This is a genomic window from Streptomyces sp. NBC_01707, assembly GCF_041438805.1.
Taxonomy (GTDB): Bacteria; Actinomycetota; Actinomycetes; order Streptomycetales; family Streptomycetaceae; genus Streptomyces.
Genome location: NZ_CP109190.1, coordinates 3,752,878 through 3,772,151 on the forward strand (window position 1 = coordinate 3,752,878; position 19,274 = coordinate 3,772,151).

At 70.4% G+C, this 19,274-nt stretch carries 13 protein-coding genes, 1 tRNA gene and 1 riboswitch; of the genes, 4 read left to right on the forward strand and 10 right to left on the reverse strand.

Annotated elements, in window-relative coordinates; genetic code table 11:
* Positions 1-123: 123 nt before the first annotated feature.
* From OG963_RS16800 to OG963_RS16835, 8 genes are all read right to left on the reverse strand, one after another.
* Complete coding sequence (locus tag OG963_RS16800) at positions 124-1,227, reverse strand: LCP family protein (protein ID WP_030915926.1); 1,104 nt, start codon at positions 1,225-1,227, stop codon at positions 124-126.
* A 368-nt stretch (positions 1,228-1,595) separates the two neighbouring features.
* Positions 1,596-3,629, reverse strand: a complete 2,034-nt coding sequence (gene rho, locus OG963_RS16805; protein ID WP_030915924.1) for a transcription termination factor Rho — start codon at positions 3,627-3,629, stop codon at positions 1,596-1,598.
* A 384-nt stretch (positions 3,630-4,013) separates the two neighbouring features.
* Positions 4,014-4,931 (reverse strand): homoserine kinase, encoded by a 918-nt coding sequence (thrB, locus tag OG963_RS16810; protein ID WP_030915923.1) that lies wholly within the window; start codon positions 4,929-4,931, stop codon positions 4,014-4,016.
* A gap of 255 nt (positions 4,932-5,186) precedes the next feature.
* Complete coding sequence (thrC, locus tag OG963_RS16815; protein ID WP_030915921.1) at positions 5,187-6,260, reverse strand: threonine synthase; 1,074 nt, start codon at positions 6,258-6,260, stop codon at positions 5,187-5,189.
* Between the two features lie 6 nt (positions 6,261-6,266).
* Positions 6,267-7,565: a homoserine dehydrogenase gene (locus tag OG963_RS16820; protein WP_093773347.1), complete on the reverse strand. Its 1,299-nt coding sequence runs from the start codon at positions 7,563-7,565 to the stop codon at positions 6,267-6,269.
* A gap of 99 nt (positions 7,566-7,664) precedes the next feature.
* Positions 7,665-9,056, reverse strand: a complete 1,392-nt coding sequence (gene lysA / locus OG963_RS16825) for a diaminopimelate decarboxylase (RefSeq protein WP_030915917.1) — start codon at positions 9,054-9,056, stop codon at positions 7,665-7,667.
* A 26-nt stretch (positions 9,057-9,082) separates the two neighbouring features.
* Complete coding sequence (gene nrtL, locus OG963_RS16830; RefSeq protein ID WP_093929375.1) at positions 9,083-10,147, reverse strand: ArgS-related anticodon-binding protein NrtL; 1,065 nt, start codon at positions 10,145-10,147, stop codon at positions 9,083-9,085.
* Between the two features lie 55 nt (positions 10,148-10,202).
* A complete protein-coding gene (locus OG963_RS16835) occupies positions 10,203-10,685 on the reverse strand; it encodes a response regulator (protein ID WP_078852688.1) in 483 nt (160 codons plus the stop codon).
* Between the two features lie 173 nt (positions 10,686-10,858).
* Between OG963_RS16835 and OG963_RS16840 the strand changes: the two genes are divergently transcribed.
* A tRNA-Arg gene (locus OG963_RS16840) sits at positions 10,859-10,930 on the forward strand.
* Positions 10,931-11,306: 376 nt separating this feature from the next.
* Here OG963_RS16840 and OG963_RS16845 read toward each other — a convergent pair.
* On the reverse strand, positions 11,307-11,555 hold the full coding sequence (locus tag OG963_RS16845) for a hypothetical protein (protein ID WP_319738704.1): 249 nt from the start codon (positions 11,553-11,555) through the stop codon (positions 11,307-11,309).
* A 238-nt stretch (positions 11,556-11,793) separates the two neighbouring features.
* Here OG963_RS16845 and OG963_RS16850 point away from each other — a divergent pair, with 238 nt between their 5' ends.
* Positions 11,794-13,908 carry a SpoIIE family protein phosphatase gene (locus tag OG963_RS16850; RefSeq protein WP_371799203.1) on the forward strand — a complete coding sequence of 705 codons (2,115 nt, stop codon included), beginning with the start codon at positions 11,794-11,796 and terminating at the stop codon, positions 13,906-13,908.
* Here OG963_RS16850 and glyA read toward each other — a convergent pair.
* Positions 13,878-15,176 carry a serine hydroxymethyltransferase gene (gene glyA, locus OG963_RS16855; protein WP_371799204.1) on the reverse strand — a complete coding sequence of 433 codons (1,299 nt, stop codon included), beginning with the start codon at positions 15,174-15,176 and terminating at the stop codon, positions 13,878-13,880. The two genes, OG963_RS16850 and glyA, sit on opposite strands and share 31 nt — an antisense overlap.
* A 14-nt stretch (positions 15,177-15,190) precedes the next feature.
* Positions 15,191-15,316, reverse strand: a riboswitch (ZMP/ZTP riboswitch).
* 143 nt (positions 15,317-15,459) lie between these two features.
* On the opposite strand from glyA, the gene OG963_RS16860 reads away from it, so the two are divergent.
* Together OG963_RS16860 and OG963_RS16865 are read left to right on the forward strand one after the other, a co-directional pair.
* Positions 15,460-17,085: a hypothetical protein gene (locus OG963_RS16860; RefSeq protein WP_256328073.1), complete on the forward strand. Its 1,626-nt coding sequence runs from the start codon at positions 15,460-15,462 to the stop codon at positions 17,083-17,085.
* A gap of 208 nt (positions 17,086-17,293) precedes the next feature.
* Positions 17,294-19,237, forward strand: a complete 1,944-nt coding sequence (locus tag OG963_RS16865) for a protease pro-enzyme activation domain-containing protein (RefSeq protein ID WP_371799205.1) — start codon at positions 17,294-17,296, stop codon at positions 19,235-19,237.
* Positions 19,238-19,274 lie beyond the last annotated feature (37 nt).

Below are 19,274 nucleotides of genomic sequence, written 5' to 3' on the forward strand. Positions count from 1 at the left end.
ACCGGGGCCGACGTACCAGTCTGCCAGGACCGGCCGTATCTCCCAAAACCGGGGGCGCGCCGCAACTATTCCCGAGCGTTCCGGAACGTTCCGCGCATGCCGGGTCACCGGACGCGGGTGTCCCTAGCGGACGACCTGGCCCGCACCGCCCTTGTCGCCGGCCGACTTCTCGATGGCGGAGGCGGGGATCGGCTTGTCCTGCTTGAGGGCGGCCCATACCTGCTGTGCGGACTTCTCCAGCGGTACGACGCGGTTGGGGTCGGCCGGGTCGTACTGCACGGGCAGCGTGACCATGTGGACGTTCTTCGAACCGAGCCCCTTGAGGCCGTTGGCGAAGCCCGTGAGCTCCTTCACCGAACCCAGGTCGGAGTCTGTGGTGATGGCCTTCGTCGCCGTGTCCGCGAGACCGAAGAGCGTCTTCGGGTCGGAGAACACCCCCACGGTCTTCGCCTGTTCCATCAACGCCTTGATGAAGGCCTGCTGGAGCTGGATGCGGCCGAGGTCGCTGCCGTCGCCGACGCTCTTGCGGGTGCGGACCAGGCCGAGCGACTGCTCTCCGTCGAGGGTGTGGGTGCCGGGCGTCAGATTCAGATGGCTCTTGGAGTCGTTGATCGCCTGCGTAGTGGTGATCTCGACGCCGCCCAGCTGGTCGATGAGCTTCTTGAAGCCGGTGAAGTCGACTTCGAGGTAGTGGTCCATGCGGATGCCGGACATCGACTCGACGGTCTTGACCGCACAGGCCGGTCCGCCGACCTCGTACGCCGTGTTGAACATCGCGCGCTGCTGGCCCGGTACGGTCTCGCCGCTGGTGTCGCTCGTGCAGTCGGGGCGGGTGACGAGGGTGTCGCGCGGAATGGAGACGACGCTCGCGGTCCGGTGGCCCTGATTGAGGTGCACGACCATCGCGGTGTCCGAACGGGCGGTGCCCTCGTCCCTGCCGTACTCGGAGTTCGCGCCTGAGCGGGAATCGGAGCCGAGGACGAGGATGTCCTGCGAGCCGTTGTCGACATCGGCCGGACGGTTCTTGCCGAGCGCGGCGTTGATGTCGACGGCCTTGAGATTCCCGTTGAGCTTGAAGTACGCGTACCCCAGACCCGTACCGCCCACCACGACCACGCCGGCCACGGTCCAGGCGGCTACGACCGTCGCCCTGCGGCGGCGGGACGGCTCCTTCCGGCGCCTGCCGGTGCCGCGTATTCGGCCGTTGCTCCCGTTCTGCCCGGTCATCCGTCTCCTCGATCCTCACCTGCCCCCGGCTACCCCCTGCAGTGGTGTTCGGGCACCGGTCATGTCGCTTTGTCGCTATGAGTACGACGTGGTGGCTCGAAAAAGGGTTGCACAGCGCCCTGTCGTGACCGGGTGAGGACGGAAGCCGCGCACCACGGTGGGGAACGGCCGGTGATCCCGCGCTCACCTGCGGTTTCTTGCCCGCTGCAGGCATCGCCGGGGTCCGTGACGGGATGGTCGCCGTGTGGCGAAGGTCTCGGATCGGGCGGATCCGCCGAAAGGCCGGAAATCGATGCACCGGAACAGGGCCGCCCCCGTCACCGAGGTGACGGGGGCGGCCCTGTGACGACTGCCTGTGCGGTACGACGTCAGTCGTTGCCGTTGCCCGGAGCGGGCGTCGTCTTCTGGATCTGGAGCAGGAACTCCGCGTTGGACTGGGTCTTCTTCATCCGGTCCAGGAGCAGCTCGATCGCCTGCTGCTGGTCGAGTGCGTGCAGCACCCGGCGCAGCTTCCAGACAATCGCCAACTCGTCGCTGCCGAGCAGGATTTCTTCCTTACGGGTGCTGGACGCGTCGACGTCCACCGCCGGGAAGATGCGCTTGTCCGAGAGCTTCCGGTCGAGCTTGAGCTCCATGTTGCCGGTGCCCTTGAACTCCTCGAAGATCACCTCGTCCATGCGCGAGCCGGTCTCGACGAGCGCGGTGGCCAGGATGGTCAGCGAGCCGCCGTCCTCGATGTTGCGCGCGGCGCCGAAGAACCGCTTCGGCGGGTACAGCGCGGTCGAGTCGACACCACCGGACAGGATGCGACCGGATGCCGGGGCCGCGAGGTTGTACGCACGGCCGAGGCGGGTGATCGAGTCCAGCAGGACGACCACGTCGTGACCCAGCTCGACGAGACGCTTGGCGCGCTCGATGGCCAGCTCGGCGACGGTGGTGTGGTCCTCGGCGGGACGGTCGAAGGTCGAGGAGATGACCTCGCCCTTCACCGACCGCTGCATGTCGGTGACCTCTTCCGGACGCTCGTCGACCAGGACGACCATCAGGTGGCACTCGGGGCTGTTGACGGTGATCGCGTTGGCGATCGCCTGCAGGATCATGGTCTTGCCGGTCTTCGGCGGGGCCACGATCAGGCCACGCTGGCCCTTGCCGATCGGTGCGACCAGGTCGATGATCCGCGTCGTCAGGACGTTGGAGTCGGTCTCCAGACGGAGCCGGTCCTGCGGGTACAGCGGGGTCAGCTTCTGGAACTCCGGACGGCCGCGGCCGCTTTCCGGGGCCATGCCGTTGACCGAGTCGAGGCGGACCAGCGCGTTGAACTTCTCGCGGCGCTCGCCGTCCTTGGGCTGGCGCACCGCACCGGTGACGTGGTCACCCTTGCGCAGGCCGTTCTTGCGGACCTGGGCGAGCGAGACGTACACGTCGTTCGGGCCCGGCAGGTAGCCGGAGGTCCGGATGAACGCGTAGTTGTCGAGGATGTCCAGGATGCCCGCGACGGGGATCAGGACGTCGTCGTCGGAGACCGGCGGCGCGTCACTCGCGAAGTCGTCGCGGCCACGACGGCCACGGCGGTCGCGGTAGCGGCCACGGCGACCGCGGCGGCCGCCTGCCTCGTCGTCGTAACCGTCGTCCTGCGGTCCGCCGCCACCCTGCTGGCCCTGACCCTGGCCCTGACCCTGGCCGCCCTGGCGCTGCTGGCGCTGGCCGCCCTGCTGGCCCTGGCCACCGCCCTGCTCGTCACCCTTGCCGCGGCGGTCGCGCTGACGGTCACGGCGGTCGCCGCGGTCGCCACGCTCACCGCGGTCGCCGCGCTGACCGCGGTCGCCGCGGCGGCCCTCGGCGGTGTCCACGGCGGCTTCGGCCTTCGCCTCGGCGCGGTCGTCGCCCTTCGGCTCGGCCTGCGTCTCCACCTTGGCCTCGGCCTTGGGCTCCGCCTTGACGTCCGGGCTGCCCGCCTGCGCGGTCGCACGGCGCCGACGGCGCTCACCCGTGGGCTGGTCGTCGCTGGCCGGCTGACCGGGGATGTCGATCTGCTGCTGGGCCGTGGCCTTCTCGGCGGGCGCGGCGGCGGACTCGTCCCCCGTGCGCGCCTTGGAGGTGGCGCGGCGCTTCGGCTTGGTCTCGGCGTCCGCGGCGGCGGGCGCTGCGGCAGCCTTGGGCGCAGCGCTTCCGCCCTGCGCCTCCTTGATGACCTCGATCAGCTGGCTCTTGCGCATCCGCGCAGTGCCCTTGATGCCGAGGCCGGACGCGACCTGCTGCAGCTCGGCCAGGACCATGCCATCGAGGCCGGTGCCGGAGCGGCGGCGCCGTGCGGTGGTGCCAGTGGCAGCACCTTCGGCGGGCGCGGAGCTGTCGACGGTCTTGTCGGCAGTCACGCCCATCAGATCGGTGGTGTCGCTCACGAAGGGTCCTTCCCTGGAGCGGACGTCGGCCTTCTGGCTCGGCGACCGGTTGTGCTGTCCGACTGCGGTCTTTGGATCTTGCGGACCGTGCCGGGGCGGTGGTCCGCCGGGTACGGCGGAGAGATGAATGTGCAAGGGTCCGACGCGAGCATCCCCCTGCTCGGCCCACTCCTGGACGAGCGAGGGGTGTCGTGCCGGTTCCGGAGCGTGCTCGAAACTGCTCAGGCAGGCTGCTCAGGCAGTTGGGGAGGCTCTCGGAAGAAATGGTGGCCCCGGAAAGGGACACGAAGCAACGCGCCACATAGACGTCGATTGCAGACTTGAGGTTAACACTACCGGCTCCAACAAACATTCCCCCTCTCACTCACCGGCAATCACTTCTCGCTACGGGGCGAGCGGCAGCACACTCGCACCCGAGGCGTCGAGAGTGAGCCGGTTGGCCGCCCATCCCCCGCCCGCCAGCCGTGCGACCTTGTCGGCCGCACCGTCCTCGGCCAGCGCGAGCACGGTCGGCCCGGCACCGGAGATGACTGCAGGGACGCCGTCGGCGCGCAGTCGGTTCACAAGTTCCACGCTCTCGGCCATTGCGGGAGCGCGGTATTCCTGGTGCAGCCGGTCCTCGGTCGCGGCCAGCAGCAGTTCGGGGCGGCGGGTCACGGCCTCGACGAGGAGGGCCGCGCGGCCCGCGTTGAACGCGGCGTCGACGTGCGGGACGGTGCGCGGCAGCAGTCCGCGGGCGGTCTCGGTGAGCACCGGCTTGCCGGGGACGAAAACCACCGGAACGATGGAATCCGAGGGATCCATCCTGATCGCACGGGCGGACCCGCCGTCCATCCAGGCCAGCGTGAAGCCGCCGAGCAGGCATGCCGCGACATTGTCGGGGTGACCCTCGATCTCGGTGGCGAGTTCCAGCAGCGCCGCGTCGTCGAGCCGGGCATCGCCACCGGTCGTCACAGCGCGGGCCGCGACGATGCCGGCGCAGATGGCCGCGGAGGAGGAGCCGAGGCCACGTCCGTGCGGGATGCGGTTGGCGCAGACGATCTCCAGGCCGCGGGGCTGTCCGCCGAGCAGGTCGAAGGCCGTACGCAGGGAGCGCACGAGGAGGTGGCTCTCGTCGCGGGGCAGGGTGTCGGCACCCTCGCCGGCGATGTCGATGTGCAGGCCGGAGTCGGCGACACGCACGACGACGTCGTCGTACAGCCCCAGCGACAGGCCGAGGGCGTCGAAGCCCGGGCCCAGGTTGGCGCTGGTAGCGGGGACGCGCACCCGGACGGCGGCGGCTCGGAAGGCGGGACCGGCCATCGCTTCGACGACTCTCCTTGTGAGGCAGTGGGGATTGTTACGGCGGGGATTGTGGCGGTGGATATTTCGTAAGCCTGTGGAGAACCCGACGGCCACGAAGGCAACACCGCGGCGATTGCGGCGGGGCGGGTTGACTACAGCTTATCGAAGGAAGGTTCTGTCGCGACATAGGGCGCACAGGAGGCGCACGATGCGTGTCGCACGCCTCCTATGCGCTCTCCGCCCCGAAAAGGGGCGGTTGAGCTGCCGATGTCTTTACTGCGCGAGGCCCAGCTTCTCCGCGGCGGCGGCGGCGTCGACCGGCACGGTGACGGGCTGCGGGGCGCCCGCGACGGCCCAGTCGGGGTCCTTCAGGCCGTTGCCGGTGACCGTGCAGACGATCTTCTGGCCGGGGTCGACCTTGCCCTCTTCGGCGGCCTTGAGCAGACCGGCGACCGATGCCGCCGATGCGGGCTCGACGAAGACACCCTCCTGAGAGGCCAACAGGCGGTAGGCGGACAGAATTTGACGGTCCGTCACCTCGTCGATGAAGCCGCCGGACGCGTCGCGCGCGTCCAGCGCGTACTGCCAGGAGGCCGGGTTGCCGATCCGGATCGCGGTGGCGATGGTCGACGGGTCCTTGACGATCTCGCCGCGGACGATGGGCGCGGAACCCGAGGCCTGGAAACCCCACATGCGGGGCTTGTGCGTCGACATGGCGTCCGCGGCGTACTCCGTGTAACCCTTCCAGTACGCGGTGATGTTGCCCGCGTTGCCGACCGGGAGGACATGTATGTCGGGGGCGTCACCGAGTGCGTCGACGATCTCGAACGCCGCGGTCTTCTGACCCTCGATACGGACCGGATTGACCGAATTGACCAGCGCCACCGGGTAGTTGTCCGACAGCGAGCGGGCCAGCGTCAGGCAGTCGTCGAAGTTGCCGTCGACCTGGAGGATCTTGGCGCCGTGGACGAGGGCCTGACCCATCTTGCCGAGCGCGATCTTGCCCTGCGGTACGAGGACGGCGCAGACCATGCCCGCCCGCACCGCGTACGCGGCGGCGGAGGCGGAGGTGTTGCCGGTGGAGGCGCAGATGACGGCCTTGGCGCCCTCCTCCTTGGCCCGGGTGATCGCCATCGTCATACCGCGGTCCTTGAAGGACCCGGTGGGGTTGGCGCCCTCCACCTTGAGGTGCACCTCGCAGCCCGTGCGCTCGGAGAGGACCTGAGCGGGAACGAGCGGCGTGCCACCCTCACGAAGCGTGACGACCGGCGTCGTGCTCGTGACCGGAAGACGGTCCCGGTACTCCTCGATGATGCCGCGCCACTGATGGGTGCCCTTGCTGGTCATGGGTCCTTACTCCCCTTCAACACGCATGATGCTGGCGACACCGCGCACGGTGTCGAGCTTGCGCAGCGCCTCGACGGTCGCCGAAAGGGCGGCGTCGGGCGCGCGGTGGGTGACGACGACGAGAGATGCCTCGCCGCCTCCGTCCTGGCGACCTTGCTGGCGGACCGTATCGATGGATACGCCCTGTTCGGCGAAGACCGTCGCGACCTGGGCGAGCACGCCAGGCTTGTCGGCCACGTCGAGACTGATGTGGTACCGCGTGACGACCTCGCCCATGGGGCTGACCGGCAGACGCGTGTACGCGGACTCACCGGGACCGGTGGCCTCGTTGAGCTTGTTGCGGCAGACCGCGACCAGGTCGCCGAGGACCGCGGAGGCCGTCGGGGAACCGCCCGCGCCGGGGCCGTAGAACATCAGCTGCCCGGCGGCCTCCGCCTCGACGAAGACCGCGTTGTACGCCTCACGGACGGAGGCCAGCGGGTGGCTGAGCGGGATCATCGCCGGGTGCACGCGCGCGGTGACGGACCGGCCGTCGGCGGCGCGCTCGCAGATGGCGAGGAGTTTGACGGTGCAGCCCATGCGGCGGGCCGACGCGATGTCGGCAGCGGTGACCTCGGTGATGCCCTCGCGGTGCACCTCGCCGATCCTCACCCGGGTGTGGAAGGCGATTCCGGCGAGGATCGCGGCCTTGGCGGCGGCGTCGAAGCCCTCGACGTCGGCGGTCGGGTCGGCCTCGGCGTACCCGAGGGCGGTGGCCTCGTCGAGCGCTTCGGAGTAGCCCGCGCCGCTGGTGTCCATCTTGTCGAGGATGAAGTTGGTCGTGCCGTTGACGATGCCCAGCACCCGGTTGACCTTGTCACCGACGAGGGACTCGCGCAGCGGCCGCACGAGCGGGATGGCACCGGCCACGGCAGCCTCGTAATAGAGGTCCCGGCCGTACTGCTCGGCGGCGGCGTGCAGAGCGGCGCCGTCCTCGGCGAGCAGCGCCTTGTTGGCGGAGACGACACTCGCGCCGTGCTCGAAGGCGGTGGTGATGAGTGCGCGGGCCGGCTCGATGCCGCCGATGACCTCGATGACGACGTCGATGTCGCCCCGTTTGACCAGGGCGGTCGCATCGGTGGTGATCAGCGCGGGGTCGATGCCCTCGCGCGCCTTCGCGAGTCGGCGGACGGCGACACCGGCGAGCTCGACAGGCGCGCCGATGCGCGCGGCGAGGTCGTCGGCGTGCGTCGTCATGATGCGCGCCACCTCTGAGCCGACCACTCCACAGCCCAGCAGCGCCACCTTCAGCGGACGCGTACGCATCATCCGACCTCGTTTCTCAAGCATGCTCATGTGTGGACCAGTCTCACTCACCGGACGGGAGTTTCTGTCACCCGTCCGGATCCTGAGACATCTATTTCATCAGCCGACATCGAGACGCAGGAGATCTTCCTCCGTCTCGCGCCGGACGATCACCCGCGCCTCTCCGTCGCGCACGGCGACGACGGGCGGGCGCAGCGCGTGGTTGTAATTGCTCGCCATGGAGCGGCAGTAGGCGCCGGTGGCGGGCACGGCGATCAGGTCGCCGGGCGCGAGGTCGGACGGCAGGAACGCGTCCTTGACCACGATGTCACCGCTCTCGCAGTGCTTGCCGACGACACGTACGAGCATCGGTTCGGCGTCGGAGCGGCGCGAGACGAGCGCGACGCTGTACTCGGCGTCGTACAGCGCGGTGCGGATGTTGTCCGACATGCCGCCGTCGACACTGACGTAGGTGCGCAGTCCTTCGAGGTGCTTGATGGTGCCGACCTCGTACAGCGTGAACGCGGTGGGTCCGACGATGGCGCGCCCCGGCTCGACCGAGATCCGCGGGGTGGCGAGCCCGGCCGCCTCGCACTCGCGGGTCACGATGTCGCCGAGCGCCTTGGCGATCTCGTGCGGCTCGCGCGGGTCGTCGTCGGAGGTGTACGCGATACCCAGACCACCTCCGAGGTCGATCTCCGGCAGCTCGACACCGTGCTCGTCACGCACCTCGGCGAGGAGCTGGACCACCCGGCGGGCGGAGACCTCGAAGCCGGCCATGTCGAAGATCTGCGAGCCGATGTGCGAGTGGATGCCGATGAGCTCGAGCCCGTCGAGCGTGAGCGCCCGGCGCACCGCCTCGGCGGCCTGCCCTCCGGCCAGCGCGATGCCGAACTTCTGGTCCTCGTGGGCGGTGGCGATGAATTCGTGGGTGTGCGCCTCGACGCCGACCGTCACCCGGATCTGGACACGCTGCCGCTTCCCGAGCCGCTGCGCGATGTGCGACACGCGGACGATCTCCTGGAACGAGTCGAGCACGATCCGCCCGACACCGGCCTGGACGGCCCGCTCGATCTCGGCGACGGTCTTGTTGTTGCCGTGGAAGGCGATGCGCTCGGCGGGCATGCCGGCATCGAGCGCGGTGGTCAGCTCGCCGCCGGAGCAGACGTCGAGGTTGAGCCCCTCCTCCTTGAGCCACCGCACGACGGCCCGCGACAGGAACGCCTTGCCGGCGTAGAAGACGTCGGCGCCCGGTCCGAACGCGTCGGCCCAGGCACGGCAGCGGGCGCGGAAGTCGCTCTCGTCGAGGAAGTAGGCGGGCGTGCCGAATTCCTCGGCCAGCCGGGTCACTTCGATCCCGCCGACGGTCACCGCGCCGTCGTCGTTGCGGGAGACGGTGCGGGCCCAGACCTTCTCGTCGAGGGCGTTCAGGTCGGCGGGCGGGGCTGTGTAGTGACCCTCGGTCAGGACGTCGGCGTGACGGGGACCGGCGGGGTGTGCGGATCGGCTCATGGTGTTGCTCTGCTCTCTCGGATCTCTCAGAGGTGTTCGGGTGCGCTGATACCGAGCAGGGACAGGCCGCCGGCGAGCACCGTCCCGGCGGCTTCGGCAACGGCCAGCCGGGAGCGGTGGGCGGCCGAGGGTTTCTCGTCACCGACGGGCAGCGGGGAAGCGGCGTCCTGGAAGTCGAAGAAGGCGTGCGCGACGTCTTCGAGATGCCGGGCGAGCCGGTCGGGCGCGCGGTGGCGGGCGGCGGCGGCGAGGGCCTCGGGGTAGTCGGCCAGAGCGCGCAGCAGTGCGGGTGCGTCGACATCCTCGTCGTAGGAGCTGTCGAATCCGAGGAGCGTGGCGCCGCGGGTGAGCGCACGGGCCCGGGAGTGGGCGTAGCGGACGAGGAACAGCGGATTGCCGGAGCTCTGTACGAGCAGCTCGCCGTCGAGCGGAGCCCGGTCATGCCCGGCCGGCCGCAGCAGCCCCCACCGGACCGCATCGGGTCCGAGCCGCTCCAGCAGCTCGCGAGCGACGGCACCGGCGGGAAGAGGCCGGACGACGGTGGGCGACGCGGCCGGCTCCCCCGGGGCGTCGATGTCGACCCCCAGCCGTGCCCAGTCCGGGTCGGGCGACCCGTCGCAGCAAGTGCGTACCAGCGCGCCCTGGGTGCGCGCGATGCTGCGCAGCGCGTGGGCGGTGACCGCGGCCCGGACCTCGCGAGCATGGCTCAACTGCAGGATGTCCCCGGCGAGCGTGTCCCCGTGTCCGTACCGGGCCCCTCGCGCCAGCACATCGTGGACGAGTGCGTCGCGCACCCGGGCATCCGCCGACGCGTCGAGCGTGAAGTTCAGGAATCCGGGACCGGTGATCTCGACCCGCCCGATCCCGGGCGCTCCGGCGACCCGGTCCCGCAGGATCTCGGCGACCTCCCGGGCCGGCCGCGCGGCGGCCCCGGCCAGCTGGAGCGCGACGGCACAGGCGTAGTCCCCATCACCGCCGGGCCGTGTCCGCTCCACCCGCACGCGCGCGGGCACGGCCACGCGCAAGGCTTCCTCGTCGACCGCGCGACGCACGGCGCGCAGCACGGTCCTGGAGAGCTCGGCGGGGGTCACGGGACAAGCGTATGGGAGGAAGGGGGGCGCTCCGCGACCCGGTTTCGCCATGCGGTCAGCCCGCGGCGCTCTCGGCCTTCCCGGCGCTTTGTCTGCCGTCGAGCGACGGCGGGTCCTCTCTGTTCGCCAACTGCCGCACGAGCCGTACCAGCTCGCTCGGCTCGAAGGGCTTCGCCAGGAAAGCGTCGACGCCCGCCGCGACACCGTTGTCAACCTCGTACTGAGTACAGGCGCTGACGATGGCGACGGGCAGATGTCGGGTCCGCGGATCGGAGCGCAGGCGAGTGGCGGTCTGCAGGCCGTCGAGCCGGGGCATGACCACATCGAGGGTGATCACATCGGGACAGACCCGATGCACCAGATCCAGGCACTCGACACCATCGGCCGCGGTCACGACCTCGAAGCCCTCAAGCTCGAGATTGACCCTGATCAACTGCCGGATGACCTTGTTGTCGTCAACAACAAGCACGCGGCCGCACGCCCCTGACACACTCCGAGAGTAGGCGGGACGTAGGGGCTGCGTCCGGGTTTTGCCCATTTCCGGCCCCGGACGGGTGGCGGCCGAGTGGCGCACGGACGGCCCGGCGGACGATACGGCGGAGGGCATGGCGGCCCACGCGACGCGCACGGTGACCGAGTGGAAATACCTGTTCACGGACACCCCGCGGAAGCTGGTAGTGTTTCACCCGTCGCAGAGCAACACAGTGACACGCCCCCGTAGCTCAGGGGATAGAGCATCGGCCTCCGGAGCCGGGTGCGCAGGTTCGAATCCTGCCGGGGGCACCGCAGTCCGGACAGCGTGATCAACCCGCTGACCAGGCAACGTGCCAAGTACGAAGGGTCGGACCCAGTCTCACTGGGTCCGACCCTTCGTCGTTGTGTGTCACTGATCGCGAGTGAGTGGCGAGTGGTTTTCCGAGGCCCGCCGCCGACACCAGCCCAACGCCCGAGCCATACCGCCTCACCATCCGAGCAGCGGCTCGCCAAAGGCGGCAGGACCGGCGTCCAGTACCCGGAGTTGTCCCGTGTCCAGCTTGCAGCGGGACCCGCCGGGCTGCTTGGAGGCCAAGGCCTGCCGACCGCCCGAAGCCAATGCACGCCGCCACCGGTGCGCCGACATCCTCACCCCGGCCCATGGACCGCTCGATCCTCCGATCGTTCAGCTGGTCATGGTCGCCGCAGCCCGGACCGACGGTGCACCACCTCGGGCGAGTCGCACGGCCGGTGGGCCGGCGGCGAATCGGTCCTGCCGCAGCGCGTAGGGACGGGCTTCCTGCCGTACCCGCCAGTAGTTGACGGAGCCGGGTGCTCCGTCGCTCTCGTCGGCGAAGGACCGGCCGTCCTCGGCCGCCCGCCCCTGCCGGAGGCACGGCGGTTCGGGGGTCCGGCAGACTCTCTGACCAGGCATGACGCCGGATCGGATGGCCTGCTGTCGGATACGGGCCGGGGACGGCGCTTGCTCGGCTGATGCGGTGTGTCGACGATCGTCTTCCGCTTCATCGCATCCACGACCGCACATCGGCGGTGGAGTGCTGGGTATCGGGTTCGAAGAGACAATGGAGGGGCCGCAGCGAGGCGAAGGGAGTAGTACGGGCTCGGCCGGACGGAGCTGCCGCCCTGGAGGCGAGCGGAAGGGGTGCCCGGGGATGAGTACGACCGATGCGTTCCTGGCAGGGCTGGGGCTGCCAGGTGCGGCATCCGCGCCGAGTGGGCTGCTGGATCTGCTGAGCCTGGCCGCGGTGGTACTCGATGACAGCGGACGGATCGTCTTCTGGAGCCCGCAGGCCGAGGAGCTGTTCGGCTACACCGCCGAGGAGGCGCTGGGGACGTTCGCGGGCCGGCTGCTGGTGGATGAACAGCACCTGGAGACGGTGATCGAACTGTTCGCCCGGGTGATGGAGAGCGGACAGCGCTGGGCGGGCAGTTTCCCGGTCCTGCACCGTGACGGCAGCACGCGGTTGGTGGAATTTCGCAACATGCGGCTGCAGGACGACCACGGCGGCTACTACGCGCTGGGCATCGCCACGGACCAGGCGACGCTGCAGCGTGTGGAGCGGGATCTGGCACTGTCGATACGGCTCGTCTCCCAGTCACCGATCGGCCTTGGGGTCATGGACACCGAGCTGCGGTACGTGCTGGTCAACCCGGTGCTGGCACGCGTCGACGGTCTGCCCGCCGACGAGCAGGTCGGGCGCGCCGTCAGCGAGGCGCTGCCCTTCGCGAACGAGGATTCCATCGAGTCGGACATGCGCCGGGTCCTGGCCACCGGCACACCGCTGCTGGACCGGTTCGTCGTCGGACGCGCCCCGGACGACACCAACCAGGACCACGCCTGGTCGGTGTCCTTCTACCGGCTGGAGGACCCTGGCGGGCAGGTGCTCGGACTCGCCACCTCGGTGGTGGACGTCACCGAGCAGCACCGGTCGGCCACCGACGCCGCCCGGGCGCGGCACCGGCTGGCTCTGGTCGCCGACGCGTCGGTGCGGGTCGGCACCACCCTCGACCTGCAGCGGACCGCCCGGGAGTTGGCCGAGGTCTGTGTGCCACAGGTGGCCGACGTGGCCACGGTGGACGTGCTGGACAGCATCCTGCACGGCCACCGCAGCAGCGGAGACGCGGTCGGCGCGGCACGGTTCAGGGCGCTGGCGGTGGTGGCGGCCCACCCCACCGTGGCCACCAGCGCCGTCGATCCCGCAGGCGACTACGCCCAGTACGACGCCAACCGTCTGATCACCCAGTCCGTCAACACCCGCCGGCCCGTCCTCAAGACCGATGTGACCGCCCAGGATCTGCGCCGCGTCGCCCGGAACGACGAATGCGCTGCGCTGCTGTCCGCGGCCGGGGTGCACTGCTACCTCGCGGTCCCGCTGATCGCCCGTGGCGAGGTGATCGGCGCCGTGGGCCTCATGCGGGCCGACAACCCGAGGCCCTTCGACGAGGACGATGTCGTCCTGGCCGGGGAGCTGGCTGCCCGCGCGGCGGTGTGCATCGACAACGCGCGCCTGTTCCAGAGCCAGCGGCACGCCGCCCTGACCCTGCAGCGCAGCCTGCTGCCCCAACGGCCGGCCGACCAGATGGGTCTGAAGATCACCACCCGCTACCAGCCCGCCGGTGCCACCAGTGAGATCGGCGGCGACTGGTTCGACGTCATCCCACTGGCGGACGACAAGACCGCACTGGTCATCGGCGATGTCATGGGCAGCGGCATCGACGCCGCCGCCACCATGGGCCAGCTGCGCACCGCCACCCGCACGCTGACGCAGCTCGACCTCGATCCCGCCGACGTCCTGCACAATCTCGACCGGGCCACCGCCGGCATCGAGCACACCATCGCCACCTGCGTCTACGCCGTGTTCAACCCCCACGACAGCACGTGCGACATCTCGCTGGCCGGGCACCTGCCACCGGTCCTCATGCGACCGGGCCGCACCCCCGAACTGCTCGAGCTGCCCACCGGCGCACCGCTCGGCGTGGGCGGGGTCCCCTTCAGCACCACCCGCCTCGGCCTCACCCCCGGTGACCAGCTGGTCCTGTACACGGATGGCCTGGTCGAAACCCGCGACCAGGCCATCGACGATCGGCTGGACCTCCTGCTGTCCCTGCTCTCGGGTCCGCACCGCGATCTTGAGGACACCTGCGACCTGCTCCTGCGGGCGCTGCGCCGGCCGGGCGACCACGACGACGTGGCCCTGCTCATCGCCCGGCTGCCCGCCGCGGAGCCCGGAGACCCTCAGCCCACCGGCAGTCCCGGCGCCGGGTAGGTGTCCATCAGGATCTTCACGTCGGCGCGCACCTTGGTGACCGTGGCCTCGTCGTCCGTACGCGCCGCCTCCACCACCCGGGCGATCCACTCCGCGACCGTGCCCATCTCGGACGCGGGGATTCCGCGTGAGGTCAGGGCCGGGGTGCCGATGCGGATGCCGGACGGATCGAAGGGCTTGCGGGGGTCGTAGGGGACCGCGTTGTAGTTGACGACGATCCCCGCCCGGTCCAGGGCCTTCGCCGCGATCTTGCCGGGCACCTCCTTCCCGGTGAGGTCGATCAGCAGAAGGTGGTTGTCCGTGCCGCCGGAGACCAGGTCGAAGCCACGGGACGCCAGCTCCTCGCCGAGGACGCGGGCGTTCGCGACCACCTGGTGGGCGTAGGCGCCGAAGTCGGGGGTCGCGGCTTCCTTGAGCGCTACCGCGATCGCTGCCGTCGTCTGGTTGTGCGGGCCGCCCTGGAGGCCGGGGAAGACGGCGCGATCGATGGCACGGGCGTGTTCCGCCCGGCTCAGGAGCATCGCGCCGCGCGGGCCTCGCAGGGTCTTGTGCGTGGTGGTGGAGACCACGTCGGCGTGCGGGGCGGGTGAGGGGTGGGCGCCGCCCGCGATCAGGCCGGCGATGTGGGCGATGTCGGCGACGAGGACCGCGCCGACCTCGTGGGCGATCTCGGCGAAGCCTGCGAAGTCGATCGTCCGGGGAACGGCGGTGCCGCCGCAGAAGATCACCTTGGGACGCTCGGCGCGGGCCAGGTCGCGGACCTCGTCCAGGTCGATCCGGCCGGTGTCGCGCCGGACGCCGTACTGCACCCCGCGGAACCAGGTCCCGGTCGCCGAGACGCCCCAGCCGTGCGTGAGGTGACCACCCATCGGCAGCGACATGCCGAGGACGGTGTCACCGGGCTCGAGGAAGGCCAGGTAGACGGCGAGGTTGGCGGGCGAGCCGGAGTACGGCTGCACATTGGCGTGGTCCATGCGGAACAGGGACGTGGCCCGTTCGACGGCGACCGTCTCCACCTGGTCGATGACCTGCTGGCCCTCGTAGTACCGCTTGCCGGGGTAGCCCTCGGAGTACTTGTTCTGGAGGACCGTGCCGGAGGCCTCCAGAACCGCTGCGGAGACGTAGTTCTCACTGGGGATCAGGCGCAGGGTGTCGGCCTGCAGCCGTTCCTCCGCGCTGATGAGGGCGGCGAGTTCCGGGTCGGTGGCAGTCAGGGCGGGGCGGCGGTTCTCGGGTGTCGTCACAGGGTTCTCCCGGGTCTGGCGCATTGCTGCGGCGTGGACCCGGATGCCCAGGCGGACGGCTCTCCGGCGGTAACGCCTCCGGGCAGGCCCGGAGTGTGCCGCTTCCTCGTGGTCGATTCCACGGAGCACCCCTGTCGGGGTGCGCGCCAGTCGCGACGCCTCGAGTTTACCGACGGATGAGGGATCCAGGGTGGATACCGGGCGGATCCGGGTCGAATTCGCCCGATTGACACAGTTCGTGGTGGCGAGGATGGTGGTGAAGCCGGGTGCGGTCTGGGGTGCCGTGCCCAACGGTTGGGGGGCCGGGATGAGTTGGGACGATCAGGCCTTCCGGCCGGGCTCGGTTCCTCCGGTACCGCCGCCGCCTTCCCGTCCGCCCACCGTGGGGCCGCCGCCACCGGGCGCCGCACTGCGTGCCGTGGCCGCCGGGTTGCTCAATCTCACCGGTCTCGGGCTCGGCTATGCCCTGACGGGGCGGTGGTTCAGAGCCGTTCTGTGCTGGGTGGTGACGGGTGTGCTGCTGCTCGCGGCGCTGCCCGCCGACCCCGACGGTGTGGCCACGGGTGCGGTCGTCGGGTATGTGCTCGCGCTGGTGGCGGCCGCCTTGGACGGGGCGCGGATCGCGCGGCGTACCGCCGTCGGAGGTTCGTGGCGGCCGGTGGTGGCGGCCGGGGCCGGTCTGGTGCTGCTGGCGGCACCGGCGGGTGGCGTGGTGTTCTACGGCTCCGCGCAGGACGAGGCCGTCGAGCAGATGCTGCTCGACCGGCTGGGCGAGAGCGACCGGACCGTGCGGGCCGCCTCGGGCCGGAGCTTCGATGCCGCCCGGGCCGATTACCGTTCCGCCCTTGCCGTCTACCGCGATCTCGGTGAGGAGCACGCGGGGTCGAGGGCGGGGAAGCTCGTACCGGAGCGGCTGAAGGCGTACTACGCGGCGGTCGCCGCGCCGTACCGGCAGGGCAGGCACTGCGAGGCCGTCGCGCCGCTGACGTACCTGCGGACCGTGCCCGAGTCGATCGACCCCGAGCTGCTGGGCGACCTCGCCGGCTGGCCCGACGGTCCGCTCGCCACCTCGCTGTACGAGTGCGGGGTGTCGAGGCTGGGTGGACCCGCGGTGGGGTCGTCGGGTGGCGAGCTGGCCGAGCTGCTGCGCACGTTCCCCGGTTCGGAGCAGGCCGGAAAGGTGGGTCCGGCTGTCTCCAAGAAGATCTCGGAGCAGGCCCGGGCGGTGAGCGGGAACAGCCCCTGCTCGGCCACCGAGACGCTGCGCGGGCTCCGGGCCGGCGTGGCGTCGATGCCGGAGAAGTCGGTCTCCGCTCGCGCCGGGGAGGCCGACCGGGGGATCGAGAACGGTGCGTACGCCTGCGGGGTGGACCAGTTCAGGAAGAAGCAGTTCACCGAGGCGCGGAAGACCCTGACGGAGTTCGCCACCACCTACAGGAAGGACAGGCGCAGGGCTCGGGCCCGGGACATCGCCATCGCCGCGGAGATCGCCGCCGACCGGCCGGCGGCGGGCAGGCGGCTGCCGCCGGCCGGGCGTCCGGGCGGCTCCCGGATGGAACTCGTCATCAGCAACGACGCCCCGAGCGGTGTCGAGATCCTCTACACCGGCCCGGTCACCGGCAGCGTCACGCTCAAGGCGTGCGGCAGTTGCAAGCGGTACGGGACGGAGGTGTCCGGGTCGATGCTCGCCTGCAAGGCGGGCGGCAGGAGCTATCCGAAGGTGCGGTTGCAGCTGCCGGCGGGCGAGTACCACTTCCTGTACAAGCACGGCACGGGCGCGAGCGCGAACGTGGACAGCTACTCGTCCGGGTCGCGCATCAAGCCCGGCTACACGTACACGAGTTGTACGTACGTCGTCGAGAGTCCGTACGGGCTCGGCCTGCCCTCACCGTCCGATCCGATCAGCCTCTCCCCCGCGTCCACCTCTCGGTGAACCGGACGCCGATATCGGGACGACCGGCTCCCGACAGGTGCATTCCTTCTCCAATCGACTTGAACTGCCCCTTTTCCAACGCCTCTTGACAGTTTCTTGGTGAATGCATGCCCCTTACGTAAAGGGTTCCTCGCCAGAGTGGCGGATTACATGTGCACATCATCCGGCACATGCTCCAGACGCGAAGAACCACATCGCAGGGGGTTACATGAGAATCAGCCGCGCCAGACGTCGCGCCGGGCTGAGCATGGCAGCGACACTGCCGCTGCTCGCCGGTGCACTCGCCCTCGGCATACCGTCCGCCAGTGCGGACTCCGCGCCCGGCGGCCGCGACGCACTGCAGGGCACCAAGCCGGCCTGGGCGACCGCCCAGGCCGACCAGGGTGCCACGGCCGACAGCGGCAAGGTGAGTGTCCGGGTCCATCTCGCCGGGCGGGACGCGAAGGGGCTGGCCGCCTACGCCGCCGCCGTGTCCGACCCGAGCTCCTCCGCGTACGGGAAGTATCTGAGCGCCGCGGAGGCGCAGGCCCGGTTCGGGGCGACCCAGCAGCAGATCGACCAGGTCAGCCAGTGGCTGAAGTCGAACGGTCTGACCGTCACCGGTGCCAACCAGCACTACGTCTCCGCCACCGGCGATGTCGCCGCGGCCGAGAAGGCGTTCAGCACCCAGCTGCGCAACTACCGCAAGGGCAGCCGGACCTATCACGCCCCGTCCTCGACGGCCTCCGTGCCGGCCGGGCTGAGCGACTCGGTGCTGGCGGTCTCCGGTCTGGACAACGCGCCGCACAAGTCGAGCCACGACGAGACGCTGCCTCCGCCGGACGCGGTGTTCCGCAACGCGGGCCCCTTCTCCTCCTACTACGGCTCGAAGACCGCGGGGTCGCTGCCGAGCGCGTACGGGGCCAAGGTGCCGTACGCGGTCAAGGGCTACACGGGCAAGCAGCTGCGTGCCGCGTACGGTGCGGGCAGCTGGACCGGCAAGGGCGTGACCGTCGCGATCACCGACGCGTACGCCTCGCCGACCATCGCGAAGGACGCCTCCGAATACGCCAGGCGCAACGGCGACGCCCCGTACCGCAGCGGACAGCTCCGCCAGGTGCTGCCGGCCGACTACACGAAGACCGAGGAGTGCGGGGCGTCCGGCTGGTACGGCGAGGAGACCCTCGACGTCGAGGCCGTGCACGCGGTCGCGCCCGCCGCCGACATCGTGTACGTGGGCGGTGCCTCCTGCTACGACGCCGACCTGCTGGACTCGCTCAACAAGGTCGTCGACCACCGGCTGGCCGACATCGTCTCCAACTCCTGGGGCGACATCGAGGCCAACGAGACCCCGGACGTCGCGGCCGCGTACGACCAGGTGTTCAAGATGGGCGCGGTCGAGGGCATCGGCTTCTACTTCTCCTCCGGTGACGCGGGTGACAACGTCGCGTCCACCGGGACGAAGCAGATCGACGTCCCGTCCAACTCCGCCTGGGTGACGTCGGTCGGCGGCACCTCGCTGGCCGTCGGCAAGCACGACGCGTACCAGTGGGAGACCGGCTGGGGCACGCTCAAGGCATCCCTCGCGGACGACGGCAAGAGCTGGACCGAGTTCCCCGGCGCCTACACCTCGGGCGCGGGCGGTGGCACCAGCTCGACCGTGAAGCAGCCCTCCTACCAGCGCGGAATCGTCCCGGACGCGCTCGCGCAGGCGAACGGCAAGCGCCGGATGCGTACCGCCCCGGACATCGCGGCGGTCGCCGACCCGAACACCGGCTTCCTGGTCGGCCAGACCCAGACGCTGCCCGACAGCTCGCTCGGCTACGACGAGTACCGCATCGGCGGTACGTCACTGGCCGCCCCGGTCATCGCGGGTGTCCAGGCCCTCGCGCAGCAGGCCCGGCACGGCCGGCCGATCGGCTTCGCCAACCCGGCGATCTATGCCCGGTACGGCTCGTCGAAGTACCACGACGTCACCGACCACCCGCTCGGCGCAGGCCGTGACCTCGCGGTGGCCCGGGTCGACTTCACCAACGGCTTCGACGCGGCGGACGGTCTGCTGACGTCGGTACGGAGCCTCGGCAAGGACGCGTCGCTCAAGGCGGTCAAGGGGTACGACGACGTGACGGGTGTCGGGACTCCGGCGGCCGGCTACATCAACTCGTACCGCTGACACCGACGCGCGGGATCGACGCGTAGGACTGCTGCCC

What these genes read in the sequence shown, in the direction of transcription:
- thrB (WP_030915923.1), bottom strand. Translation starts at nt 4,931, where the DNA reads ATGGCCGGTCCCGCCTTCCGAGCCGCCGCCGTCCGGGTGCGCGTCCCC.
- OG963_RS16820 (WP_093773347.1), bottom strand. Translation starts at nt 7,565, where the DNA reads ATGCGTACGCGTCCGCTGAAGGTGGCGCTGCTGGGCTGTGGAGTGGTC.
- lysA (WP_030915917.1), bottom strand. Translation starts at nt 9,056, where the DNA reads ATGAGCCGATCCGCACACCCCGCCGGTCCCCGTCACGCCGACGTCCTG.
- OG963_RS16800 (WP_030915926.1), bottom strand. Translation starts at nt 1,227, where the DNA reads ATGACCGGGCAGAACGGGAGCAACGGCCGAATACGCGGCACCGGCAGG.
- OG963_RS16860 (WP_256328073.1), top strand. Translation starts at nt 15,460, where the DNA reads ATGAGTTGGGACGATCAGGCCTTCCGGCCGGGCTCGGTTCCTCCGGTA.
- glyA (WP_371799204.1), bottom strand. Translation starts at nt 15,176, where the DNA reads ATGCGCCAGACCCGGGAGAACCCTGTGACGACACCCGAGAACCGCCGC.
- OG963_RS16835 (WP_078852688.1), bottom strand. Translation starts at nt 10,685, where the DNA reads ATGGGCAAAACCCGGACGCAGCCCCTACGTCCCGCCTACTCTCGGAGT.
- OG963_RS16865 (WP_371799205.1), top strand. Translation starts at nt 17,294, where the DNA reads ATGAGAATCAGCCGCGCCAGACGTCGCGCCGGGCTGAGCATGGCAGCG.
- OG963_RS16850 (WP_371799203.1), top strand. Translation starts at nt 11,794, where the DNA reads ATGAGTACGACCGATGCGTTCCTGGCAGGGCTGGGGCTGCCAGGTGCG.
- OG963_RS16845 (WP_319738704.1), bottom strand. Translation starts at nt 11,555, where the DNA reads ATGCCTGGTCAGAGAGTCTGCCGGACCCCCGAACCGCCGTGCCTCCGG.
- thrC (WP_030915921.1), bottom strand. Translation starts at nt 6,260, where the DNA reads ATGACCAGCAAGGGCACCCATCAGTGGCGCGGCATCATCGAGGAGTAC.